Source organism: Paenarthrobacter sp. NPDC089307, assembly GCF_040685055.1.
Classification (GTDB): Bacteria; Actinomycetota; Actinomycetes; order Actinomycetales; family Micrococcaceae; genus Arthrobacter.
Map to the genome: position 1 here is coordinate 191,201 of NZ_JBFBHE010000005.1, position 23,177 is coordinate 214,377.

At 63.0% G+C, this 23,177-nt stretch carries 21 protein-coding genes; 15 read left to right on the forward strand and 6 right to left on the reverse strand.

Annotation, left to right across the window (positions count from 1 at the left end; genetic code table 11):
• The first annotated feature begins 4 nt into the window (after nt 1–4).
• Nucleotides 5–1,036 (forward strand): Gfo/Idh/MocA family oxidoreductase, encoded by a 1,032-nt coding sequence (locus tag AB0N72_RS13725; RefSeq protein WP_363930925.1) that lies wholly within the window; start codon nt 5–7, stop codon nt 1,034–1,036.
• The gene (locus tag AB0N72_RS13730; protein WP_363930926.1) at nt 1,029–1,505 is read left to right on the forward strand and encodes a heme-degrading domain-containing protein; all 477 of its coding nucleotides are present in this window, start codon (nt 1,029–1,031) and stop codon (nt 1,503–1,505) included. The genes AB0N72_RS13725 and AB0N72_RS13730 overlap by 8 nt, the downstream gene beginning before the upstream one ends.
• Before the next feature lie 271 nt (nt 1,506–1,776).
• On the opposite strand, the gene AB0N72_RS13735 is transcribed toward AB0N72_RS13730, so the two are convergent.
• From AB0N72_RS13735 to AB0N72_RS13745, 3 genes are all read right to left on the reverse strand, one after another.
• Nucleotides 1,777–2,271, reverse strand: coding sequence for a hypothetical protein (locus tag AB0N72_RS13735; RefSeq protein WP_363930927.1), 495 nt, complete (start codon nt 2,269–2,271; stop codon nt 1,777–1,779).
• A gap of 130 nt (nt 2,272–2,401) precedes the next feature.
• Nucleotides 2,402–3,070: a response regulator gene (locus AB0N72_RS13740; protein ID WP_363930928.1), complete on the reverse strand. Its 669-nt coding sequence runs from the start codon at nt 3,068–3,070 to the stop codon at nt 2,402–2,404.
• Nucleotides 3,067–4,662: a sensor histidine kinase gene (locus AB0N72_RS13745; protein WP_363931242.1), complete on the reverse strand. Its 1,596-nt coding sequence runs from the start codon at nt 4,660–4,662 to the stop codon at nt 3,067–3,069. Before AB0N72_RS13745 ends, AB0N72_RS13740 begins: the two co-directional genes overlap by 4 nt.
• A 259-nt stretch (nt 4,663–4,921) precedes the next feature.
• Here AB0N72_RS13745 and AB0N72_RS13750 point away from each other — a divergent pair, with 259 nt between their 5' ends.
• From AB0N72_RS13750 to AB0N72_RS13765, 4 genes are read left to right on the forward strand one after another with little or no spacing between them, the layout of a single operon-like run.
• Nucleotides 4,922–5,932, forward strand: coding sequence for a tripartite tricarboxylate transporter substrate-binding protein (locus tag AB0N72_RS13750; protein WP_363930929.1), 1,011 nt, complete (start codon nt 4,922–4,924; stop codon nt 5,930–5,932).
• A complete protein-coding gene (locus tag AB0N72_RS13755) occupies nt 5,929–6,432 on the forward strand; it encodes a tripartite tricarboxylate transporter TctB family protein (protein WP_363930930.1) in 504 nt (167 codons plus the stop codon). The genes AB0N72_RS13750 and AB0N72_RS13755 overlap by 4 nt, the downstream gene beginning before the upstream one ends.
• Nucleotides 6,432–8,045, forward strand: a complete 1,614-nt coding sequence (locus AB0N72_RS13760; protein WP_363930931.1) for a tripartite tricarboxylate transporter permease — start codon at nt 6,432–6,434, stop codon at nt 8,043–8,045. The genes AB0N72_RS13755 and AB0N72_RS13760 overlap by 1 nt, the downstream gene beginning before the upstream one ends.
• On the forward strand, nt 8,042–8,434 hold the full coding sequence (locus AB0N72_RS13765) for a universal stress protein (RefSeq protein WP_363930932.1): 393 nt from the start codon (nt 8,042–8,044) through the stop codon (nt 8,432–8,434). The genes AB0N72_RS13760 and AB0N72_RS13765 overlap by 4 nt, the downstream gene beginning before the upstream one ends.
• 122 nt (nt 8,435–8,556) lie before the next feature.
• On the opposite strand, the gene AB0N72_RS13770 is transcribed toward AB0N72_RS13765, so the two are convergent.
• On the reverse strand, nt 8,557–9,885 hold the full coding sequence (locus AB0N72_RS13770; protein ID WP_363930933.1) for a NosD domain-containing protein: 1,329 nt from the start codon (nt 9,883–9,885) through the stop codon (nt 8,557–8,559).
• Nucleotides 9,886–10,223: 338 nt separating this feature from the next.
• On the opposite strand from AB0N72_RS13770, the gene AB0N72_RS13775 reads away from it, so the two are divergent.
• From AB0N72_RS13775 to AB0N72_RS13810, 8 genes are all read left to right on the forward strand, one after another.
• Nucleotides 10,224–11,510 (forward strand): sugar ABC transporter substrate-binding protein, encoded by a 1,287-nt coding sequence (locus AB0N72_RS13775; RefSeq protein ID WP_363930934.1) that lies wholly within the window; start codon nt 10,224–10,226, stop codon nt 11,508–11,510.
• A 70-nt stretch (nt 11,511–11,580) separates the two neighbouring features.
• The gene (locus AB0N72_RS13780) at nt 11,581–12,468 is read left to right on the forward strand and encodes a sugar ABC transporter permease (RefSeq protein ID WP_363930935.1); all 888 of its coding nucleotides are present in this window, start codon (nt 11,581–11,583) and stop codon (nt 12,466–12,468) included.
• Nucleotides 12,468–13,397 carry a carbohydrate ABC transporter permease gene (locus tag AB0N72_RS13785; RefSeq protein ID WP_363930936.1) on the forward strand — a complete coding sequence of 310 codons (930 nt, stop codon included), beginning with the start codon at nt 12,468–12,470 and terminating at the stop codon, nt 13,395–13,397. Before AB0N72_RS13780 ends, AB0N72_RS13785 begins: the two co-directional genes overlap by 1 nt.
• Nucleotides 13,398–13,482: 85 nt before the next feature.
• Nucleotides 13,483–14,523, forward strand: a complete 1,041-nt coding sequence (locus tag AB0N72_RS13790; protein WP_363930937.1) for a LacI family DNA-binding transcriptional regulator — start codon at nt 13,483–13,485, stop codon at nt 14,521–14,523.
• A 39-nt stretch (nt 14,524–14,562) separates the two neighbouring features.
• The gene (locus AB0N72_RS13795; protein ID WP_363930938.1) at nt 14,563–16,119 is read left to right on the forward strand and encodes a glycoside hydrolase family 32 protein; all 1,557 of its coding nucleotides are present in this window, start codon (nt 14,563–14,565) and stop codon (nt 16,117–16,119) included.
• Between the two features lie 10 nt (nt 16,120–16,129).
• Entirely contained in the window at nt 16,130–17,086 is a 957-nt protein-coding gene (locus AB0N72_RS13800; RefSeq protein WP_363930939.1) for a carbohydrate kinase, read from the forward strand.
• A 29-nt stretch (nt 17,087–17,115) separates the two neighbouring features.
• Nucleotides 17,116–18,450, forward strand: a complete 1,335-nt coding sequence (locus AB0N72_RS13805; protein WP_363930940.1) for a NosD domain-containing protein — start codon at nt 17,116–17,118, stop codon at nt 18,448–18,450.
• A gap of 81 nt (nt 18,451–18,531) precedes the next feature.
• The gene (locus AB0N72_RS13810; protein ID WP_363930941.1) at nt 18,532–19,062 is read left to right on the forward strand and encodes a GNAT family N-acetyltransferase; all 531 of its coding nucleotides are present in this window, start codon (nt 18,532–18,534) and stop codon (nt 19,060–19,062) included.
• Here the strand turns inward: AB0N72_RS13810 and AB0N72_RS13815 are convergent.
• Together AB0N72_RS13815 and AB0N72_RS13820 are read right to left on the reverse strand one after the other, a co-directional pair.
• A complete protein-coding gene (locus tag AB0N72_RS13815; protein ID WP_363930942.1) occupies nt 19,059–21,194 on the reverse strand; it encodes a glycogen debranching N-terminal domain-containing protein in 2,136 nt (711 codons plus the stop codon). The two genes, AB0N72_RS13810 and AB0N72_RS13815, sit on opposite strands and share 4 nt — an antisense overlap.
• Nucleotides 21,195–21,246: 52 nt before the next feature.
• Nucleotides 21,247–22,320 carry a glycosyltransferase family 4 protein gene (locus AB0N72_RS13820; RefSeq protein WP_363930943.1) on the reverse strand — a complete coding sequence of 358 codons (1,074 nt, stop codon included), beginning with the start codon at nt 22,318–22,320 and terminating at the stop codon, nt 21,247–21,249.
• A 129-nt stretch (nt 22,321–22,449) separates the two neighbouring features.
• On the opposite strand from AB0N72_RS13820, the gene AB0N72_RS13825 reads away from it, so the two are divergent.
• Nucleotides 22,450–23,148 carry a DsbA family oxidoreductase gene (locus AB0N72_RS13825; RefSeq protein ID WP_363931243.1) on the forward strand — a complete coding sequence of 233 codons (699 nt, stop codon included), beginning with the start codon at nt 22,450–22,452 and terminating at the stop codon, nt 23,146–23,148.
• Nucleotides 23,149–23,177: the final 29 nt, after the last annotated feature.

Genomic DNA, 23,177 nt, shown 5'->3' on the forward strand with positions numbered 1-23,177 from the left:
CTACGTGACCCTAAGCAACGGCACCTCCGACGGAACCATTCGGTGGGGCGTCCTCGGGACCGGATTCATCGCCGGGCTGCAGACGCAGGACTTGATGGACAATGGCTTCGCGGTGCAGGCCGTCGGCTCGCGGTCTTCGGAGTCCAGCCAGGCTTTTGCTGAAAAGTTCGGGATCGCCACCGCACACGGAAGTTACGAGGATTTGGCGGCAGACCCCTTGGTTGACGTGGTTTACATCGCCACACCGCACCCGTTCCACCATGCGAACGCCCTGCTGGCGCTGAATGCCGGCAAACACGTGCTCGTGGAAAAGTCGTTCACCATGAACGCCCGCGAAGCCCAGGACATAGTGGACCTTGCGGCATCGAAGGGGCTGGTGGCGTTGGAAGCCATGTGGACTCGGTTCCTGCCGCACATGGTTCGGATCCGTGAGCTCATCGCCGCCGGAGCCGTGGGCGAGGTCCGCAAAGTGGTGGCCAGCCACAACCAAAGCCTGCCCAAGGACCCGGCGCACCGGCTTAACGATCCTGCGCTGGGTGGTGGCGCGCTGCTGGACCTTGGCATCTACCCCATCTCTTTCGCGTTCGACATCCTGGGCACTCCGGCGTCCATCAAGGCCAGCGCGTCCATGACAGCCACCGGCGTGGACCGCCAAACGGCGGCAATTTTCGATTACGACGGCGGCGCGCAGGCGCTGGTTGATTGCGAACTCGACGCCGCCAGCGCCAACCGTGCCATGGTGATTGGCTCGGAGGGCTGGATCGACATCGAACACACTTGGTACAACCCCGTGCCGTTCACGGTTTTCAATGCCGACGGAGAAGTGCTGGAACGATACGACCAGCCCGTGAACAGCCGCGGCATGCAGTACCAGGCCGCCGAGTTGGAGCGCCTGGTCAAAGCGGGTGAGACGGCCGGAACCATCCTGCCTTCCGCCGAATCCGTGGCCATCATGGCGGCGATGGACGAGATACGCCGCCAGATCGGACTGGGCTACGCGGCGGACAATGTCCTGGAAGGAGAGCACCATGACTGATTCACCGCGGATCATCGAGCTCCGCCAGCAGGAAGAAGAGCTGGTCTTCGCAAGCTTCGACAACCACGATGCCTGGCGGCTCGGTTCGTTGATCGCCAACCACGCCATCGCATCGGAGTTCGGCGTGGCGATCGATATCCGACGCCACAACATCGTGCTGTTCCGCTGTGTCCTGCCCGGAGCGACGTCGGACCAGGAAGAGTGGATCCGCCGGAAGTCGGCGTCCGTTCTGCGGTTCGAGCACAGCACTGCCCTGCTGACCGAACAGTTTGCTGCCCGAACCCACAGCCCGCTGGGCAATGGTTGGTTGGCCCACGAGGATTACACCCTGGCAGGCGGTTCCTTCCCCATCCGTGTCCGCGGCGCCGGCGTTATCGGGGCCGTCACGGTGTCCGGCCTGAGCTCCGATGACGATCATCAGCTGGTAGTGGACGGGATCCGGAACTACCTGAAAACGGTGGGGGCTTAGGACGGTCTTCCGGCGAGCATTTCGCTCAATCGACTTCCGCTCTGGAGGCCTGTTGGCTTATGTTTCCTGCGAAGCCTGTGAGGGTTTGGTCCAGCTGTGGCAGCTCAGTTTCGGGAAGCCCGTATTTTATGAACTCTGTGGGGGCGAGTGCGCGATGGCCGGTCATGGCCGCCGCGAGCATATCAAGGTCCAAGTGTGGGTCTCGGCGCTGGCACTCCACCGGCCAGGATGAACCCGTCGGCGTCGAGAACGGACAGGGCTAGCTCTGTTGCTACGCGTTGAGCGTCGTCCATGCGGGATGTTCCTTGCTTTCGCGGTGCCTGGGCAGCTGGGCAAAGGCGTCATTCCATAGCTGCCGGCAACGGTCAGGGAGCCGCATGGAAGGCCACAAAGTGGTCAGCCTGCCGGCATTAATGATCCCGGACATCTCCTCCGTGGATCCTGAGTTCTGCAACGTCAGCTGGTACAGCGACCTGCAGCTCGCGTCATCGGCGACATCGTAGCGACGCTCAGGTCCCCAGTCCAGATGAATTGGCAGTTGCACAGTGCCTGATGCTGGGCCTTTAAGGTCTTCAAGGGAGTCCGGGACGAGGTAGACAAGGGAATCGGCTATGGTGTGCCTGGTTTCTGATCCGTGTACGTACTCGCGGAGCCCGGCGCGTACGCGTTCAGCGACGGTGGTGCCTTCCCTGGCAGCCTTGGCGTGTGCCTGGTTCCAGAGATCGTCCTCAATACGGACCGAACGTCTGGGCGTGCCAGCCGACATGGTGACCTCCCTTCCAAAGAGTGGTTAATTCCCATTCTACAGGGGTGTCATGACACTCGTGCAGGTAGCCCGTCTACCATCACGTCGGCACCTCGGTCCCGTCAGCAGAGCTTGTCCAGCCCGCGGCGGGTCACCGCCCCTTCAGCACGTACCGCCTCTCAGGACGTCCGACGCCGTACTTGAGCCTGACGTCCAGCGCACCTTCATCATGGAGGTACTCAAGGTAGCGGCGGGCACTGACCCGGGAGGTCCCCAACTGCTCGGCAACTTCCGCGGCTGAAACGTCACCCTGTGCTGACCTGAGTGCCGACTCGACCAGCTCCAGAGTCTCCACGCTGCAGCCTTTGGGCAGCGAACGCTCGGAGACGCTGAGCCCGAAAACCCGGTTGACGTCGGATTGTTCGGCCTCGTGCTTGGAGGCATCCAGCCCTTGGTAGGCACTGAGGTAGTGCTCCAGCCGCTCTTGCAGATCGGACTGGGAGAACGGCTTGATCAGGTAGTGCACTATGCCGCCGCGTAGTGCCTTGCGGACCGTTTCCACTTCCCGGGCAGCGCTGATCACCAGCACGTCAAGGTCGGGCGCTACCTCCCTCAGCTGGTGCATGAGGTCCAGGCCGTTGATGTCCGGAAGATGAATGTCCAAAAGCACCAGGTCCGGTTGCAGCCGTTGGGTTTCAGCCAAGGCCTGGGCTCCGGTGTGGGCAACCCCCACTACCCCAAACCCAGGGCTTCGCTGGATGAAGCCCGCGTGCACTTTGGCCACCATGAAGTCGTCATCGACAATCAGGACCTTGATCACCGTTGTTTCTCCCCTTTTGAATCTGAGTGGTGCTTGCTGAATTGGGCAGTAAATACTGCCCCGTCATCGTTTGCAACGGTCAGGTCGCCGCCGGACCGGCGACAAATTACGCGTGAAAGGGCCAATCCGAAACCCCGCGCGTCCCCAGGCCCAGGGTCCTTGGTGGAGTAGCCCTGCTGGAAGATCTCCTCGGTTGAACCGGACGGCACGCCGGGACCGTTGTCCTGGACAGTCACCGTGACTCCGTCCGGCGAGTCCACCACCAGAACACGGACCGATGCTCCGGCGAGCCCCGAAACGGCGTCGAACGCGTTATCCACCAGGTTCCCCACCACAGTGGTGATGTCCCGCGACAGCTCATCCTTGACGCGCGGCAGCGCGGACTGCGGGTCCAGTTTCAGCTCGACGCCGCGCTCGGTGGCGAGGCTGGCCTTGGCGATCAGCAGCGCCGCGAGCGCGGGGTCCTCGATCCGCCGCGTCACATCGTCATTGAGCCGGGTCCGTTCCACGGTGGCGCCATTGACGAACTGCACCACGGAGTCGTACTCGCCAATTTGGATCAGGCCGGAGATGACGTGGAGCTGGTTGGCGAACTCGTGGGCCTGTGCCCGGAGGGTGTCCGTGACCGTGCGGGTGGCACCGAGTTCGCTCTCAAGGGACGAAAGCTCGGTGCGGTCCCTCAAGGTGGTCACCGATCCAATGTCGCGGCCATGCGAGTGGAGGGCAACCCGGTTCATCACCACCAACCGCTCCCCCACCAGCACCAGTTGGTCCGGGTCCGACTGCTCACGGGTGAGGACTGTTTTCAGGGCAGGATCCACGTGCAGGGACCAGATTTTTTTGCCCACGCAGTCGGCAGGCAAACCGAGCAACTGGCGCGCGCTCTGGTTGGCCACGGTGATCCGTTCGTGCGGATCCAATGCCACGACGCCTTCCTTCAGGCCCTGCAACATGGCTTCGCGGTTCTCCACCAATCCGGTGATTTCCCGTGGTTCCATGCCGAGGGTCTGCCGTTTGACCCGCCTGGACAGAAGGAGCGAACCGGCTACTCCGAGGACGCTGGCCACCCCAAGGTAGGTGAGCAGGTTGGGTACGGCATCGCCCAGCCTTTCCAGGGTGGAGGGGTAGTTCCGGCTGATGGATGCGATGCCGATCATTTGCCCGGAATCGTCAATCACCGGCACATGCGCGGAAAGGACCTCTCCTGTGCTGGCGTTGAGGACACCTGTCCAGGCCCGCCCCTCCATGACCCTGCTTCCGCCCAGCGGCAGGGGCCGGCCGATCAGTCCAGGGTCCGAGGCCGTGATGACGGTTCCGTCCAGTTTGGCGAGCGCAACGTGCGCGGACCCGGAAACTGTCCTGACGGATTCGGCCACGGCCGGAAGCGCCGAGCCGCCGCGGGGTTCGGCGGTGGGGAGCAAAGCACGCACGGTGGGGTTGTTCCCCAGGGCCTCGGCAGCGGAGAGTGCCCTGCGGCCCTCGGTCCGTTCAAAGGCGGCGGCTGACTGCGCCAGGGAGATGGCCACCACCGCCACCAGGACGGCCAGGACAATCAGCAACTGCAGCACAAGGTATTGCCCGGCCAGGGACATGCCTCTTCTTCGAGCCAGTCGAGTCACTGATGAATTCCTTAAGTGGTGCCAGGTTGCGGAGCTGTCTGGAGGCGATCCGCGTGGCGTACCGGAACTATACCCCAGAGCAGCAGTGGACCATTCGGGACCGTGAACGCAATGAACTTAAAGATCACTGCGAACACAAGAGTGATGGTCGTCACGCCCACCCCTAGCATCGATTCACGGGGCACAACGCTGATCGCCCTGCAGAGAATTCAAAACTGAGAAGAGGAACACCATGCGCCAGATCCGCGCATTGCGAGTCGCCGCCGTCGCCGCCGGCCTCGCCCTGATGGCCACCGGTTGCGGTGCCACCGGCAAGAGCTCCACCGGTTCTGAAAGCTCCGGCGCTGCCGCCGGACCCATTACTGGTCTTCAGATCATGGTTCCGAACACTCCTGGTGGCGGCTATGACACCACCGCACGGGCGGCGGCCAAGGTCCTGGACGACGAAAAGATCGCCAACAACACCGAAGTGTTCAACCTTGCAGGCGCGGGCGGAACTGTTGGACTGGCGCGCGTGGTGAACGAGAAGGGCAATGGCGATCTGACCATGCTCATGGGATTGGGCGTCGTGGGTGCCAGCTACACCAACAAGTCCCAGTCCAAGCTGACGGACACCACTCCCTTGGCCAAGCTGATTGAAGAGCCCGGCGCCATCATGGTCAGCAAGGACTCGCCCTACAAGACCATTGACGATCTCGTGAAGGCCTGGAAGGCCGACCCCGGGTCCATCTCCGTAGGCGGCGGCTCCTCCCCCGGCGGCCCGGACCACCTCCTGCCGATGCAGTTGGCCGGCGCCGTTGGTATCGATGCCACCAAGGTCAACTTTGTCTCCTACGACGGCGGCGGCGATCTCCTGCCCGCCATCCTCGGCAACAAGCTGGGTTTTGCGGCTTCCGGTGCCGGTGAGTACCTGGAACAGATCAAGTCCGGAGAGGTACGCGTCCTCGCCACCAGTGGTGAGAAGCGGCTTGAAGGCGTGGACGCCCCCACCCTCAAGGAATCCAACATTGACCTGGTGTTCAGCAACTGGCGTGGCATCGTGGCCCCTCCCGGCATCAGCGACGCCGACAAGAAGTCCCTGATCGCCGCGCTCGAGAAGATGCACGAGTCAACTGGCTGGAAAGAAGCACTCAAGACCCACAGCTGGACGGACGCTTTCGTCACGGGCGATGAGTTCAAGACGTTCCTGACCGACCAGGACAAGCGGGTGGCGGACGTCCTCACCAAGCTTGGTTTGGCGTGAGCTCTCCAGCAACAGGCTTGAAAGGCCGCGCCGAGCTGGGGGTCGCCCTCCTGCTCGGCGTGGTCGGGGTCCTTGTCTTCCTGGATGCCAACGGCCTGGTAACCCCGTACTCCAAGTCCGACCCAGTAGGTCCCAAAACGGTCCCCTTCATTGTCGCCGGAATTCTCCTGATCTGCGCCGTTATGCTTGCCATCAACGTCCTCCGCGGCGGTAAGGGCGAAGCCGAAGAAGGCGAAGATGTGGACCTGACCCACCCTGCGGACTGGAAGACCATCCTTCCGCTCGCGGGTGCATTTCTGCTGAACATCCTGCTCATCGACTGGGCCGGCTGGGTCATCTCCGGCACGGTACTTTTCTGGGGCAGCGTCCTTGCCCTGGGCAGCCGCCGCTACATCCGCGACGGAATCATCTCCGTGGCGCTTTCCCTGCTCACCTTCTACGGTTTCTACCTCGGCCTTGGCATTGCGTTGCCCGCCGGACTCCTGGAAGGAATCCTCTGATGGACGTCTGGTCCTCCCTGATGGACGGTTTCTCCACCGCCCTAACGCCTTTGAACCTCATGTACGCCATGATCGGCGTCATTCTGGGCACCGCCGTTGGTGTCCTTCCCGGGCTGGGCCCGGCCATGACCGTGGCACTGCTCCTCCCCGTCACTTATGCCCTTGAGCCCACCAGCGCGTTCATTATGTTCGCCGGTATTTACTACGGCGGCATGTACGGCGGCTCTACCACGTCCATCCTGCTCAACACCCCCGGCGAATCGTCGTCGGTGGTGACAGCCATCGAAGGCAACAAGATGGCCAAGGCGGGGCGCGCCGCCCAAGCACTTGCGACGGCGGCCATCGGCTCGTTTGTGGCCGGCACCATCGGCACCACCCTCCTTGCCGTTTGCGCGCCAATCGTCGTGAAGTTCGCTGTCAGCCTGGGCTCCCCCAGCTACTTCGCCATCATGATGCTGGCACTCCTGGCCGTCACCGCGGTCCTGGGCAAGTCACGACTGCGTGGTTTTGCTTCCTTGGGCCTTGGTTTGGCCATCGGCTTGGTGGGCCTGGATTCAGTGACCGGTCAAAGCCGCCTCACCTTCGGCATTCCGTTGTTGTCTGACGGGCTGGACATCGTGGTGGTGGCAGTGGCCATTTTCGCGGTGGGCGAGGCTCTCTGGGTTGCTGCGCACCTGCGCCGCACACCGCTGCATATCATTCCCGTAGGCCGTCCTTGGATGGGCAAGAAGGACTGGCAGCGTTCCTGGAAGCCCTGGCTTCGCGGTACGGTTTTCGGTTTCCCGTTCGGGGCCCTACCCGCCGGTGGTGCCGAGATCCCCACGTTCCTGAGCTATGTCACCGAGAAGCGCCTCAGCAAGCACCCCGAGGAATTCGGTCACGGAGCCATCGAGGGCGTCGCCGGTCCGGAGGCTGCCAACAATGCCGCCGCTGCCGGAACCCTCACTCCCATGCTGGCACTGGGCCTTCCCACCAACGCGACGGCCGCGGTGATGCTGGCGGCCTTCACGTCCTACGGCATCCAGCCGGGCCCGCAGCTCTTCTCGAGCCAGGGACCGTTGGTGTGGGCACTGATCGCCAGCCTTTTCATCGGGAACCTCTTGCTCCTGCTGATCAACCTGCCCCTTGCACCGTTGTGGGCCAAGCTGCTTCAGTTGCCGCGTCCGTACCTGTACGCGGGGATCCTGTTCTTCGCCACGTTGGGTGCCTACTCGGTGAACCTCCAGGCATTCGACCTGGTGATCCTGTTGGTCCTGGGTGCGCTGGGCTTCATGATGCGCCGCTTCGGGCTTCCCGTGCTGCCGCTCATCCTGGGCGTCATCCTGGGTCCGCGTTTGGAGGGCCAGCTCCGCAAGACGCTGCAGCTCAGCGCCGGCGACCCGGCAGGGCTCTTCAGCGAGCCGATCGCCGTCGGGATTTACATCATCATCGGCATCATCCTGGCGTGGCCTCTGGCCCTCAAGCTCATCCGGCGGAACCGTCCGGTGGCAGTGCATGCAGCACCTGCAGGACACCCTGACCACATCGAGTCGGACCAGCCCGTACAGGACGTGCCGCCGGCAACCACTACGGAAGCCACCATCCCAACCCACCGGAAGCAGGAGAACTCATGACCATCGTGGTGGGATACGTCCCCACACCAGAAGGCGAAGCGGCGCTGACTCAGGCCATTGCCGAGGCCAAGAAGAGCAACGACACCCTGTTGGTCATCAATTCGTCCAAGGGCGATGCCCTGGTGGATAACCGTTTCGCGCAGGAGCCGGATATCCAGAGCATCGAGGACCGCCTGGCCGAGCACGGCGTCCAGCACATCATCAAGCAGCCCATCCGTGGACATGACGCCGCGGCTGAAGTGCTGGACGCCGCAGATGAACACAACGCGGAACTCATCGTGATCGGCCTGCGCCGCCGCAGCCCGGTGGGCAAGCTCATCATGGGCAGCGTGTCCCAACGGATCCTGCTTGAAGCCGACTGCCCGGTCCTCGCGGTGAAGGCGGACTAGGAGTTTTCGTACAGCTAATGCCCCTAAGACGCGTTCTTAAGGGCATTAGCTGTACAAAAACTCACGACGACGGCTGGTCACCTAGGTGGCCAGCCGTCGTCGTGCGTCTGCCTGCCTGCCCGTCAGGGGGTGGGGCGCACAGCGGTATCCGGGCTGTATGACGTGATGGTGGACGCGGCTCCGCTGTCGAGCACCTTCGAGTGGGTTGTCGATCCGTCGAGAACCACATGTTGCGAAGCTACATTGCTGACTACGTGGTTGGTGGCTATGACGTTGCTGTCCCCTCCCGCTACCAGGATGATGGTCGGTTCGGCTCCGGCTGGAACCACCTTGGCCGGTGCGACATCGTAGGCAAAGAGGTTGTTGGAAATGAGGTTGTTGTCTCCCAGCACATGGAGGACGCCGTAGAGGTCATCAAGGCCGTTGGTGCGGTTGGTGAACGGAGGGAAGCCTTCCGTGCCCCGGCGGAAGTGGTTGGCCGTGACCAGGTTCTCCTTGCATCCATTGAGCAGGCGCATCATGCCGGGATAAAAGCCCTGGAGCCTGTTTGACGAAATCGAACAGCGGTTGCAGCCGCTGAATTCAATGAGGCTGCGTCCTCGAGGGAAGAGATTGTTCCCGGTGACCAGCAGTCCCTCGTGGTTTTCGGCCAGGAGTGTTACCCCTTCAGGGCCGGCACCCATGAGGTTGTCGCTGACAATCGTCGCCTGGCCCGCGCCGGTCAGTTCAACGCAGTTCCCGCATTCGGCGATCATGTTGTCGTGGATCCGCAGGGCGTCCGCGCCCCGAACCACCAGAGCGTGCTCAAGGTAAACGAACCCCATCCCGGTGATGTGGAGGGAGTCATTGTCCGTTGCCACCTCAATGCCGGTCTTCCCGTTCTTGTAGCTGTTACCGTCCGGGGTGAAATTGACACCGTCCAGGCAAAAGTCCCTGAACACGATCCCGGACAAGCGCGGACTTCCGTCGCGCCTCACAAGGAATGCCTGCGGTGACGACGGGGGCGTCAGGACCCGGATGTGGCTGCCACCTGGCTGGAGGTTCAGCCAGCCAGTGGTGTCGACGTTGTCCTTGATGCTGCGTGAGAAGAAGCCGTGCCCAAACCCTGCAATGGTGAGGTAATCCACGTCCACCACCACTTGGGTGCGAAGATCGTAGTCCCCCGGGGGAATGATGATGACGGCCCCTGGCCTGGTGTCGGGCGTCGTTTGGCGCTTTTTGACGTCGGCAATGATGTCGTTGATGACAGCGCCGATATCCGACTGCGCCGTTGTTTTGGGCTGCCCTGGGATCCGCCACGCCGTGACGTCGTAGCTGTTGGGTGAGTTGAATGGACCCCCTTTGGCCTCTTCGGCGGCCTCTGCCTTCGGGGAAATCCCGAGACTTAGGGCAGCGGCCAGGGTGCCCACAGCTCCCGCCCCGACGAGCATTCGGCGACTCGTGTCAGTCATTTCAAGGTTGTTGCCAGTTCCCACTGGATCTCCTGTCGCTGGGTGTTCATTGGTCCGGCTCCTCGGCATGGCAATCAGACACAACGACGCCAAATCGTTTATCCAAGGGAGTTGGGAGAAACACTAGGAGCCCCCCGGAGGGACTGTCAACGACAAAATTCCAGCAATAAATTTGGCAACCTCCGGGCCCTCGCCGATGTGGAAGTGACCCTTGACACGGAAAATATCCGCGGCCTACACTTTTGCCAAGTCGTTTTGGCAAAACGATTTTTCAGGCCAAAGACGTGTTATCCCCATCTCTCTGCAATTTCCGTTCAAGAGAAAGTGAGTCGACAGAGATGTCCACTCGAAACACCATCTCCAAGCTCGTCACCCTCGGCGGGCTGTGCACCGCCGTCGCTCTCGTTGCCACCGGTTGTGGCGCCGGCGGTCCCGCACCATCCTCGGGCGGTTCAGGCGGCTCCAGCTCCATCAACGTCCTGGTCGAAGCAGGCGGCCACGCCGAACTGACCGGCGTAGCCGAACAGTGCAAGAAGGACGCCGGCGTGGACGTGAACTTCGTAGAACTCCCCTACGATGGCATGTTCAACCGACTCTCCAGCGAATTCTCCTCCGGCAACGTCTCCTTCGACGTCGCGGCGCTGGACTCCGTGTGGCTCCCCAGCTTCAAGGACGCCGTGCAGCCCATCGACGAACTCTTCACCGACGACGCAAAGAAGGACATCTTCCCGGCCCTCGTCAAAGAAGCCAACGTCGATGGCCACTTCGTCGGCATGCCGGCCTGGACCAATGCCGAGATCATCCTGTACCGCAAGGACCTGTTCGAGGACGCCAAGAACAAGGCTGACTTCCAGGCCAAGTACGGTTACGAGCTCGCCGCCCCCAAGACGTGGAAGCAGTACCAGGATATTTCCGAGTTCTTCACCAAGGACGGAATGTACGGCACGGACGTCAAGGGCGCCGTGGAAACCGAATGGCTGGCCCACGTACTCCAGGCCGGCTCCCCCATGGTCCTGGACAAGGACAACAATGTGGTCATCGACAACGCCGCCCACAAGCAGGCCCTGGACTTCTACGTGAGCCTGGCCAAGGACGCCCCAAGTGGTGCAGCACAGGTTGACTGGGCAGCAGCACAGAACCTGTTCAACCAGGGCAAGACCGCCATGACCCGCTTCTGGGCCCACGCCTACCGCCAGATCCCTGCCGACGCTCCCGTGGCAGGGAAGGTGGGTGCCGCAGCAATGATCGGCGGCAGCGCCGGCGTCGCAGGTGTCCCGGGACCGTGGTACCTGTCCGTTCCCAAGGCAACCAAGAACACCGACGCCGCCAAGAAGTTCGTCAAGTGCGCCTACGACTACAACGACAAGGGAATTGAATCCAAGCTCGGCCTGGCTTCGCGTATCAGCGCCTTCCAGAAGTACCAGGACCAGCCCGGTTACGAGAGCTTCAAGCCCCTGATTGAAACCCTCAACGCTCAGGCAACGGCCACCCGGCCTGCAACGGCCAAGTGGCAGCAGATCGTTGACACCGTCCTGATCCCGTTGCTGCAGAAGGCTGTAGCCGGTGGCGACACCTCCGCCCTCCTGGCCGATGCCAAGAAGCAGATCCAGGACCTCCTGAAGTAGAACTCCGTGGCCGGCACCAGCCCCTAAGTGACGGTGCCGGCCGCGGTCCCAACCAGCAGAAAAGAAAAACGTGCGTATCTCCGATCGCCGCTTCGCCCTCTATCTGATGACGCCCGCGGCACTGTTCCTGGCCGTATTCGTGGCCTATCCCCTCTTCCGCCTGGTGGCTGACAGCTTCTTCAAGATCTCGCCCATCGCCGGCGGCCCCCGCGACTTTGTGGGTTTCCAGAACTACGTCACTGCGTTTACCTCCGAAGCCTTCACCAGCGCAGGGTGGCGCACCCTGGCCTACACCCTGGTGGTGGTGACGCTCGAGTTCGCGCTCGGCCTGGGCATGGCCCTGCTGTTCACCACCCTGGGGAGGAAGTCCCAGATCTGGCGGACCGTCTTCCTCTACCCACTGATGATCGCCCCGATCGTGGCAGGCCTGCTGTGGAAGTTCCTGATGATCGACAACTTCGGCCTGATCGGAACGCTCCTCCACCAGGCCGGCATTCTGTCCGACCCCAACCAAATCGGTTGGCTCTCCGATCCCAACATCGTGTTGTTCTCCGTGGCCATCCCGGACATCTGGCTCACCACCTCATTCATGTGCCTGGTGCTCTTCGCCGGACTGCAGAACATTCCCGGCGACCTCCTCGAGGCCGCCCGCCTTGATGGTGCACGGGCTCCGGCACTCCTGTTCCGGATCATCCTTCCCCTGCTCCGTCCCGTGATCGCCGTTGCACTGGTGGTCCGCGGCATTGACGCTGCAAGGGCGTTCGACACCATCCTCATCCAAACCAACGGCGGACCGCAGTCGGCATCGGAAACCATGAGCCTGCTGATCTACCGGACCATGATCCGCTTCGGTGACCCCGGCCTCGCCAGCGCCATGGGCACCATCTACCTCCTCGCAATGCTCGCCATTGCCTTCGTTGCAGTGGCCACCATCTGGCGGCCAGGAAAGGACAACTGATGAGCAACGCGAGCGTAGCCACCAAACCCGGACGACCGTCGTCGAACGTTTCCACCACCCAGCCCCCACTGCGGCGGCGGGGCGTCAACAGGGAAGGCCTTGAGGCCGGACGGCGCAGCACCCGGACCATCCTGTGGATCCTGCTGGCGGTTGCCATGGTGCTGTACGGCTTCCCGTTCCTGTACTTGCTGTTCACGTCGTTCAAGACGCCGATCGACACCATCGCCGTGCCGCCCACCATCCTGCCCCGTGAGTGGACGCTGGAAAATTACACCAGTGCCTTGGGTCGCAGTGGCGTGGTGGCATCCTTCATCAACAGCATCCAGACCGCCGTCATCAGCACCTTGTTGTCGTTGGTCCTGGCCGTTCCGGCCGCCTACGGCATCACGCGCTACAAAACGCCAAGCGGCCGCGTCTTCATCATGGCCGCACTGGTCACCCGGATGGTCCCGCCGGTGGCAATCGGCATCCCGCTGGCGTCCATGATGGCGTCCGTCGGCTTGGCGGACACCCCCATAGCGCTCTCCATTGCGCACACCACCATCTCGCTCCCGCTCTCCATCTGGCTGATGTCCAGCTTCTTCGAGTCGGTGCCCCGGGACCTGGAGGAAGCCGCAACCGTGGACGGCTGCAGCCGGCTTGGCGCCCTGTGGCGGGTGGTGATTCCTGTAGTGTCCGGCGGTATTGCGGTGACGGCGATCTTCGCTTTCCTGGCTTCCTGGAACGAGTTCCTGTTCGCCCTCCTGATGACCGCGATCCGTTCCCAGACCACTCCCGTGGTGATCGCGAACTTCCAAACGCAGTTCGGGCTCGACTGGGGATCCATGACAGCTCTGGCCGCGGTGTACTCGATCCCGGTCATCCTGCTCACGCTCCTGCTGCAGCGCAAGATCGTCGCAGGCATGACACTGGGCGCGGTGAAGGGCTGATCCGGTCAAGTCCAGTGCCACCATCAGCGAGTAGCCTACTGATAGCCCCCAAGGGCATCACCAACCATAAGGACGTGGGAGTCGGATGAGCAACAAGAACATCGGTATCAAGGACGTAGCCGTCGCCGCCGGCGTCTCCGTCACCACGGTGTCCCACGTCCTCAACGAGGTCTCTTATGCTCGGATCAGCAGTGAAACCAGGGATAAGGTCCGCTCGGCCGCCGAGCAGTTGGGTTACGGCCCTAACCGCCTTGCCCAAGCCCTGCGCACGCAAAGGACCGGGATGCTGGGGTTGGTGAGCGAGGAAATTGCCACCACTCCCCACGCCGGCCGGATTATTTTGGGCGCAGACGAGGCCGCGAAGGCCCGGGGTTACAACCTGATGATCATCAACACCCCGGGCTCAGCCAGCCTTGAATCCCGGCAAGCGGACGTCCAGGCCCTGCTGGAGCGGCGGGTGGACGGGATCCTCTACGCCACCATGTACCACCGCAACGTCGAACTCCCGGAAAACCTGGGCAGCGTCCCCTCCGTACTAGTGGACTCCGTTGCCACCAGCGGGAACATCACAGCCGTGGTCCCGGACGAGGACGGCGGCGCCCGCGCCGCCGTCGGGGCGCTTCTCGAAGCCGGCCACACCCGCGTTGGCTTCATCAACAACACTGACGACGTTCCCGCGACCCGCCAGCGGTTGCAGGCCTTCCGGGCCATGCTGACCGAAGCAGGGCTCGACGGCGGTGCCGCACCTGTCGAGTCGGAGGTTTCCGAGGTGCAAGGCGGCTATGAGGCGGCAAAACGGATCCTGTCGCGCAAGGACCGGCCGACGGCCTTGTTCTGCTACAACGACCGCATGGCGATGGGTGCCTATCGGGCCGCTGCGGAATTGGGACTCAGCATTCCGGAGGACCTGTCCGTTGTGGGCTTTGACGACCAGGAACTGATCGCTGCCAACCTCTACCCCGGCCTCACCACGGTGGCCCTCCCCCACTATGAGATGGGGGCCTGGGCCACTGAACACCTTATTGACGCCATTGAGGGCAAGGAAGACCTTTCCTTGATGGCGCTCCACCCAACCATCCTGGGTTGCCCCCTGGTCCGCCGCGATTCCGTCGCAGCTCCCCGGTAGCGCCCAGCCAGCCCCAACGTCCCAAAAGGAACGCAGCACATGTCCAGTAGCCTCGATGCCGCACGCCCGGAAACGGCGCCGGTCCTCACCCCCAGGTTCCGGCCTGCCATCCATTTCACGGCAAAGGACACCTGGCTGAACGACCCCAACGGCCTGGTTTTCCACGACGGTTTGTACCACCTCTTCTTCCAGAACAACCCGTACGGCAACGTCTGGGGCAACATGTCCTGGGGCCACGCCACCTCCACGGACCTCCTGCATTGGACGGAGCATCCGGTGGCCATTGCCGGCGATGAGGCAGAGGACATTTTCTCGGGAAGCGTGGTGGTGGACCACGGCAATACCTCCGGTTTCGGCACTGCCGGGTCACCGGCGTTGGTAGCTGTTTACACCAGTGCGTTCAAGGCCGGATCCGTTCACAGCGGAACGCAGGCTCAGTCCCTCGCCTACAGCACCGACTCCGGAATGACGTGGCGCAAATACGAGCAAAACCCCGTTCTGGCCAGGAACTCCGAGCATTTCCGCGACCCCAAAGTGTTCCGCTACGAAGGCGGCGAAGGTGCCTTCTGGGTGATGGTCGCCGTCGAAGCCCAACAGCAGAAGGTGGTCCTCTACCGCTCGGACGACCTGAAAAACTGGGACTTCCTGAGCGAGTTTGGCCCGGCCAACGCCGATGACGGCGAGTGGGAATGCCCCGATCTCTTTCCCCTTGCGGTGGACGGGGATCCGGCGAACATCAAATGGGTGCTGATCGTCAACGTCAACCCCGGCGCGGTGGCGGGAGGCTCGGGCGGACAGTACTTTGTGGGACAGTTCGACGGCGACCGTTTCCTCCCTGACGCAGGCTCGCTGGCCGCTCCTGCCGGAGTCACCTCCCTGCCGGATGCTGCCCGGGCGGAAGCACTGCAGCAGTGCCTGTGGCTGGACTGGGGACGCGACTGCTACGCCTCCGTGTCCTTCAGCAACGCCCCGGATGACCGCCGCATCATCATTGGCTGGATGAATAACTGGGATTACGCCAACCAACTGCCCACTGCGCCTTGGCGGTCCTCCATGACCCTTGCCCGGGAGCTGCGCCTTGAAACGGTGAACGGTGACGCCCGGCTGGTCCAGTACCCGGTCCTGGGGAACCCCGAAGAGGAGCTGTTTCACGCGGGCAGCATCGAAGTGGGAGCATCAGCCCTCCGCTTGCCGGACACCGCTCCGGGGGTAGCCCAGGTGATCGAAGCGGAGATCCTTCCGGGAACAACAGAGCGTGTTGAGTTGCGGCTGCTGGCCAGCTCCGACGGAATCCACGGCACCGTCCTGAGCTATACCGCTGGCAGCGGACGGCTCACCCTCGACCGCACCCGTTCAGGGGACACCGCGTTCGACGAAAAGTTCGCCTCCGTCGAATCCGCTCCGGTTCCCCTGGAAAACGGTGCCCTGAAACTGCTCATTGTGGTGGACCAGTGTTCCGTGGAAGTCTTCGCCCAGGACGGCAAAGTGGTCCTGACTGATCTGGTGTTCCCTGAAACCAACAGCCAGGAGAACTGGCTGACCGCTGAAGGCGGCACCGCCACGGTTCTCAAGCTCGCAGTCACTCAAACCGCCTAAGGAGTACGTCATGCAGATCATCCCAGAACCGCAGATCCCGGAGCCTGCCAGGAAGCCGGACCCGGAAGTCCTGGTTGTCGGTGAAGCCCTGGTGGATATCGTCGTCTCGTCCCGCGGCACCGTGGAGCACCCCGGGGGCTCGCCCGCGAACGTGGCCTATGGCCTCGGACGGCTCGGTGTGCCTACCGCTTTGTTGACCTCGATCGGCGACGACCACCACGGGGGCGCCATTGAACGGCACCTGGCAAGTGCCGGCGTCGAACTCCTTGCCGGTGCCCGCGCAGGCGGCCGAACCGCTACGGCAACCGCCACCCTGGCGTCGGACGGTTCGGCCCGCTATGACTTCGACATTCAGTGGGAGCTTCCCCGGATCACCCCAACCACCCTGCCCAAAATCCTGCACACGGGGTCGATTGCCACCTTCCTGGAGCCAGGGGCGGCAACGGTGCGGGAGCTGCTGGAAGAGGTACACCAGCGCTGCGTGGTCACCTACGATCCCAACATCCGCCCCGCCCTTGTGGGGAGCCAGGCCCAGGCAAAAGGGATCTTCGAGGACCTCGTTCCTTTCACTGACGTAGTCAAACTCAGTGATGAGGACGCGCACTGGCTCTACCCGAAGGACTCGCTGGAGGACATATCCCGGCGCATCCTGGACCTTGGGGCCGGCCTTGTGGTGGTGACCAAGGGCTCGGAAGGATCCATGCTCTCGACCACTGGCGCCCAGGTCTTGGTTTCCTCGGTAACCTCCACCGTGGCTGACACCATCGGCGCCGGCGACTCATACATGTCCGCGCTGATCCACGGGCTCCTGATGACCGGAGCCAACGGGCTCACACCGGAAGCGTTGGAGTCCCTGGGCCGCAGGGCCACCAAGGCGGCGGCCATCACTGTACGTCGTGCGGGCGCCAACCCGCCGACGTCGGACGAGCTGCTGGCCGAACTGCCCGAACACCAGCCCGCCACCTGACCACCCCCAACTTCAAGAGGATCCACAGCATGTCCAGCAGCAACTACTACGACGTGACCACCTGGCCCGTCGGCGACCCGAGCAAGGACGTCGGCGAGGTCATCAACAGCATCATCGCCGATGTCAAGCAACGCCAAAATGCCACGGACGTGAACGACGGCGGCAAGCCCGGTGCCGTGATCTACTTGCCGCCGGGCGACTACCGCCTGCGCACGCAGGTCCTGATCGACATCAGCTTCCTCCGTATCCAGGGCTCGGGCCACGGCTTCACGTCCTCGAGCATCAGGTTCAACGTTCCCCAGGATGAATGGCCCGATCTCCATGAATTGTGGCCCGGTGGCAGCCGTGTGCTGGTGGATCTTCCCGCTGCTGACAGCGCGGACCCCGCCAGTGGAGCAGCGTTCCGTGTTGAGCGTGCGGGGAGTCCCCGGATCAGTTCGGTGGAGTTCGCCAACTTCTGCATCGATGGGCTGCACTTCGCCCCGGACGGCTCGGAGCTGCCGGCGGAGAATACCTACGTCAACGGCAAGACCGGCATCCACGTTGCCAGCGCCAACGATTCCTTCCGCGTCAACGAGATGGGGTTCATCTACCTCGAACACGCCCTGACTATCCACAACGCCGATGCCCTCTCCATCCACAACAACTTCATTGCCGAATGCGGAAGCTGCATCGAGCTGCGCGGATGGGGCCAGGCGTCAAAGATCACCGACAACCTGATCGGCGCAGGATTCAAAGGCCACTCCATCTACGCGGAAAACCACGGCGGACTCCTGGTTACCGCCAACAACGTGTTCCCCCGCGGGGCGAGCAGCGTCCATTTCCGCGGCGTGACGCGCTCCAGTATCACCAACAACCGCCTCCATTCCTTCTACCCCGGCATGGTTGTCCTTGAAGGAAACAGCTCGGAAAACCTCGTGGCCACCAACCACTTCCTCCGTGACCACGAACCTTGGACGCCGTTCCTGGGAATCGACAACGGACTCGATGACCTGCACGGAGTCCTGAGTGTCAGTGGCAGCAACAACTCGGTGATCGGCAACCACTTCTCCCAGATCATCGATTCGGAGCAAATCCGTCCGGAAGGCGCCACGCCGGTCATCATCAGGCTGCGCGAGGGGGCAGGCAATTTCGTGTCCAACAACCACGTAGTTGCCATGAATGTTCACGCCGCCGCCAGCGACGATTGCTTCGAGGCCCAGGTGGACGCCCTGCTGGCTACTGACGCCGCTGACGCCCTTGCGGTGACGTCTGTCCTGGTTGATCCGGAATCAACGCGCAACACCATCCTCGATTCCGGCAGCGAGCCCCAGGTCCTCGCAGACCGGGCAACCAACGCCGTCAGGCCCACCCCCACCCCCTAACGTGGAGTTTTTGTACAGCTAATGCCCTTAAGATGCGTTCTTAGGGGCATTACCTGTACAAAAACTCGCGAGGGGGACCACGTGGCCGAGACCATCCGTACCGCAACAGCACACGACGCCGGGAAGCTGGCTGAGCTTGCCGCCATCACCTTCCCGCTGGCCTGCCCACCGGGCTCCTCGCCGGCGGACATCCAGGCGCACCTTGAAAAGACGCTCAGCGAAGCCAACTTTTCGGAGTACCTCACCGATGCGAACATCACCATCATGGTGCTCGACGACGACGGCCAGCTCACCGGGTACACCATGCTCATTGCCAAGCCGACCGCGGATCCGGACGTCGCCTCCGTGCTTTCGGCGCTGCCGTCCACCGAGCTGAGCAAGTGCTACGTCCACCCGGACCACCACGGAAAGGGCGCAGCCTCACGGCTGATCCAGGCTTCGCTGGCGCTGGCAACGGACAAGGGCGCGGCAGGTGTGTGGCTCGGCGTGAACAGCGAGAACGCCAAGGCCATCCGCTTCTACGAAAAGAGCGGTTTCCAGCGGGTAGGCACCAAGTCGTTCAAGCTCGGCAATACCGTGGAGCACGACTTCGTCATGGAGAACAGGCTCTAGCCAAACAGATCCCCGGCCAGCGGAGGCCGCGGATCGTTGCGCAACTGCAGGCCGGCAGGCAACCCGCTGACTGTACCCGAGGAACCGGACGCCCGCACGGAGAGGCGTGAACTCCCCAGCAGTACCTTTTCGGCCGTGAACTCCCCAAATGACTCGGGGAGGATCGGCGCCAGATGGAGCACATCGCGGGTGAAGTCGGGGTCGAAACGCAGCAGGATCCTGGCGAGTTGAACCGGAGCAGCGGCCGCCCACGCCTGGGGGGAACACGCCGTCGGATACGGTACCGGCTCCGGGAAGTCTGAACGGTCAAAGCCGCAAAAAAGCTCCGGAAGCTGCCCGCCAAAGTGTTCGGCGGCGTCGAACAATCCCTGCGCGACGCGGCTGGCCTCGTCCACGAAGCCGTACCGCATGAGTCCTGTCGCGGCGAGCGCGGTATCGTGCGGCCACACCGAGCCGTTGTGGTAGCTGACGGGGTTGTAGGCGCCCATGTCCGAGCCGAGGGTGCGGATGCCCCAGCCAGTGAACATCTCCTTGGACATGAGCCGCTCGGCCACCCGCGGAGCCTTGTCCTCATCCACGATGCCCACCCACAGGCAATGGCCCATGTTGGACGTGCAGGAGTCCACTGGCTTCTTGTCCTTGTCCAGCGCGAGGGCGAAGTAGCCCTTGTCCGGCAGCCAGAAGGTTTTGTTGAAGGCCTCCTTCAGTTCTTCGGCGCGGTCCGCGCAACGGCGTTCGACGGCGGTGTCGCCCGCCGCGCGTGCCAGCAGCGACCGGGCAACGTACGCCGCATAGGAGTAGGCCTGGACTTCGCAGAGCGCAATCGGCGCCTCAGCCATCCGGCCATCAGCGAAGTTGATGCCGTCCCACGAGTCCTTCCATCCTTGGTTCACCAGCCCGTGGGAGTTGGGACGCTGGTATTCGATGAACCCATCACCGTCCCGGTCGCCGTACTTCTCCATCCATTCGATGGCCCGGTCCGCGTGTGGGAGCAGGGATTCGATGATGTCCTCCCCCAGCCCCCACCGGCTCAGCTCGCCCAGGGTGGAGACAAACAGCGGTGTTGCATCAGCGGTTCCGTAGTAGGCGGTTCCGCCAAGCGACAGGCCCGCGGTGATTCCCAGCCGGACCTCGTGCGGCATGCGCCCGGGTTCTTCCTCGGAGTCCAGGTCCACTTTGCTCCCTTGCAGTCCGGCGAGGGTCTGGAGGGTCCCGGCGGCCAGGCTCGGATCAACCATGAGGGACATGTAGGAGGAAAGGAGCGAGTCGCGTCCGAACAGGGCCATGAACCACGGCGCCCCTGCGGCGATGGCCGCACGGCCGGGGTGTTCGTCGTCGAAAATCCTCAAGGATCCAAGGTCCCGCTGGCTTTGGTCCAGCACGTCGGTGACATTCTGGTCCGTGACAGTGATGCGCGGAACGTGTTCCTCCCATTGGGTTTGCCGGCGTGCTCCTGTGGTGTGCTGGAGCGGCGTTCCCACAGTGAAGTGGTCTTCAGGTGCTTCGCCGTTGACCAGCGGCAAGGCAATGACGGTGGTGGACCAGTCTTCCCTGGCGGGAATGGTGACGTTGAAGGTCAATCCTTCCCCGGTGACTTTTGCCCCCTCCGCTTGGAACAGCACCCCGCGCCGCTGTCCGCTGGAGTGCAGCGCATCGATGTGCAGCCCGTCATCGCGCGCTGCCCTGATGGTCCCATCCGCGGTTCCCACCCGCCCGCCTTTGACGTCGAAAAGGTCGGCCAGGTCGGCGTCGAGAAGCAGTTCAACGGTGCACGTCGACGGCGTGCCGGAGTAGTTGGTGATGGTGAGGTCATCGCGCAGGCCCGCTCCCACACTGCGCTGGTGGCGGACCAGCAGCGGGCTTTCGAAGCGCCCGTCCTCGGTACAGGCGCGCCCCACGTACTCGGCTTGGAACGATGCTGGATTGCGGGCTACCAGCGGCTCCCGGGGTTCGCCGTTGATGCGCAGTACCCAGCGGGACACGATGCGCGTGTCCTGGTAATACGCACCCTGCGATCCCCCGCCATGGATGTCACCTGCGTGGGCGGAAATGCAGAAGGACGAACCTTCGACGACGGTCACCGCCCCCAGCTCGGACGCTCCGGCTTCCGTGTCTGCGTTCCAAGCGGTCATGCGCGGCAGGGCTCCTCAGGGCGGGGTCGGTTTCGCGGGCAAGCAACCTCTGCTACAAGGCCTGACTCTGATTCTCTTCTACGAAGGCGCCGCCGTGAAGGCCCTTGCCCCTGAATTGTTGAAGGATTTGCGCGTAGAGATCCAGATGGTCAGCTGCCATGCGTTCCGCGCTGAAGTACTCATCCACGGAGCGCCGGCAGTCCTCCCGGCTCAACCGGGCGGCAGCATCGACGAAGCCCGCAAGGGCGCGGACTTCGCCCAGGAAGCCGGTTGTTCCGTGCTTGACGATTTCCGGGGCCGCACCCATCGGGGTGGCCACCACAGGCGTGCCGGTGGCGAGTGACTCGATCATGACCAGTCCAAAAGGTTCGGGCCATTGAATGGGGTTGATCAAGGCGACTGCGCTGCCCATGAGCTCATATTTTTCGGGGTCGGAGAGTTCACCCAGGAATTCCTCCTGCGGTCCCAACGCCGGTTTCACCACATCCCTATAGAACTCCCGTTCGTCCTTGGCATGCATCTTCGCTGCTATTTTCAGGGGGATACCGGCTTCCCTGGCAACGGCCACCGCTTCCATGAGCCCCTTGTCCGGACACATCCGTCCCACGAAGCATGCATAGCCGCCCCGGCCGTCTCCCACAGAGACGGTGGACAGGTCCAGCCCGTGGTGGATGACGGCTGCGACGTTGAGGTCAGGGAGCATGGATCGCTGGTCGTTGGAGATCGCGATGATGGACGTGTCCCTTTGCATCGCGCGGTAAAGCCCCGCCGATTGGGCCGTCAATTGTCCGTGGATAGTGGTGACAACGGGAATGTCCGCGGGCCGGTGGGCATAAAGGGGGCCGGCCAGCGTGTGGTCATGGATGATGTCCACGCCGCCCATCCCGCGGTAAGCCTTGATGACATGGTTCAACTCGCTGAGAGTGAGCCCTATGTCTTCCGGCTGGCTGGGACCGAAGCCGGGCATCTGGGGAACGGGACACGTGCTGTCCGAAGCCGCGGCAAGGAGGACTTCATGCCCGGCACCCACCAGCGCACGGGCAAGGGCATCCACTACCCTTTCGGTTCCGCCGTAGCGTTCCGGCGGGACGGTAAACCATGGTCCAACGATGAGTCCAATGCGCATCCGGGCCTCCGCGCAAAATCCCCCAACCGTGGGCTGGCTTCCTAACCCTTTTCCAAGGCTATTCGTCCAGTGAGGAAAATAACAGGCTGCAGCCGGAATGCCTCCACGGTGGCCGGGGTTGACGAAAGCATGAAGATTGAGATCTGGTCAGACGTCGCGTGCCCGTGGTGCTACATCGGCAAGCGCCGTTTCGAGACCGCGCTGGCAAAGTTCCCCCACCGGGATTCCGTGGACATTGAGTGGAAGAGCTACCAGCTGGATCCCTCAATCCCCGGGCACTATGACGGCACGGAATTGGACTACTTGAGCAAGCGCAAGGGCATGGCTCCGGAGCAGGTCAAGCAGATGTTCGCCCACGTCACGGAGACCGCCAAGGGCGAGGGCCTGGACTATCACTTCGACAAGGTAGTAGTTGCCAACAGCTTCACGGCCCACCGCCTCATCCACCTCGCCGCAGCCCATGGCCGCCAGGATGCCGCGAAGGAACAGCTGCTCAGCGACCACTTTGAGCACGGCAAGGACATCGGCAACCGGGAATACCTCACGGAACTTGGCGCAGCGCTGGAGCTGCCGGCCGACGAGGTGGCAGAGCTCTTCAGCACTGACAAATTCACGGACGAAGTCAATGAGGACATCAACGAGGCCCGCGCCATCGGCGTCACCGGCGTCCCGTTTTTCGTCATCGACCGCAAGTACGGCATCTCCGGTGCCCAGCCCGCCGACCTTTTCAGCCAGGCACTGAACCAGGCCTGGCAGGAAGCCAACCCCCTGATCCCGGTGGGCGCTTCCGACGCCGAGGCCTGCGGCCCGGACGGCTGCAGCATTTAACGCAACGCGGGGTCACTTATGGCCCATAA

Coding starts and splice junctions, on each gene's coding strand:
- AB0N72_RS13730 (WP_363930926.1), top strand. CDS start 1,029: ATGACTGATTCACCGCGGATCATCGAGCTCCGCCAGCAGGAAGAAGAG.
- AB0N72_RS13800 (WP_363930939.1), top strand. CDS start 16,130: ATGCAGATCATCCCAGAACCGCAGATCCCGGAGCCTGCCAGGAAGCCG.
- AB0N72_RS13775 (WP_363930934.1), top strand. CDS start 10,224: ATGTCCACTCGAAACACCATCTCCAAGCTCGTCACCCTCGGCGGGCTG.
- AB0N72_RS13820 (WP_363930943.1), bottom strand. CDS start 22,320: ATGCGCATTGGACTCATCGTTGGACCATGGTTTACCGTCCCGCCGGAA.
- AB0N72_RS13765 (WP_363930932.1), top strand. CDS start 8,042: ATGACCATCGTGGTGGGATACGTCCCCACACCAGAAGGCGAAGCGGCG.
- AB0N72_RS13795 (WP_363930938.1), top strand. CDS start 14,563: ATGTCCAGTAGCCTCGATGCCGCACGCCCGGAAACGGCGCCGGTCCTC.
- AB0N72_RS13805 (WP_363930940.1), top strand. CDS start 17,116: ATGTCCAGCAGCAACTACTACGACGTGACCACCTGGCCCGTCGGCGAC.
- AB0N72_RS13815 (WP_363930942.1), bottom strand. CDS start 21,194: ATGACCGCTTGGAACGCAGACACGGAAGCCGGAGCGTCCGAGCTGGGG.
- AB0N72_RS13760 (WP_363930931.1), top strand. CDS start 6,432: ATGGACGTCTGGTCCTCCCTGATGGACGGTTTCTCCACCGCCCTAACG.
- AB0N72_RS13825 (WP_363931243.1), top strand. CDS start 22,450: ATGAAGATTGAGATCTGGTCAGACGTCGCGTGCCCGTGGTGCTACATC.
- AB0N72_RS13785 (WP_363930936.1), top strand. CDS start 12,468: ATGAGCAACGCGAGCGTAGCCACCAAACCCGGACGACCGTCGTCGAAC.
- AB0N72_RS13735 (WP_363930927.1), bottom strand. CDS start 2,271: ATGTCGGCTGGCACGCCCAGACGTTCGGTCCGTATTGAGGACGATCTC.
- AB0N72_RS13770 (WP_363930933.1), bottom strand. CDS start 9,885: ATGACTGACACGAGTCGCCGAATGCTCGTCGGGGCGGGAGCTGTGGGC.
- AB0N72_RS13745 (WP_363931242.1), bottom strand. CDS start 4,662: ATGTCCCTGGCCGGGCAATACCTTGTGCTGCAGTTGCTGATTGTCCTG.
- AB0N72_RS13790 (WP_363930937.1), top strand. CDS start 13,483: ATGAGCAACAAGAACATCGGTATCAAGGACGTAGCCGTCGCCGCCGGC.
- AB0N72_RS13750 (WP_363930929.1), top strand. CDS start 4,922: ATGCGCCAGATCCGCGCATTGCGAGTCGCCGCCGTCGCCGCCGGCCTC.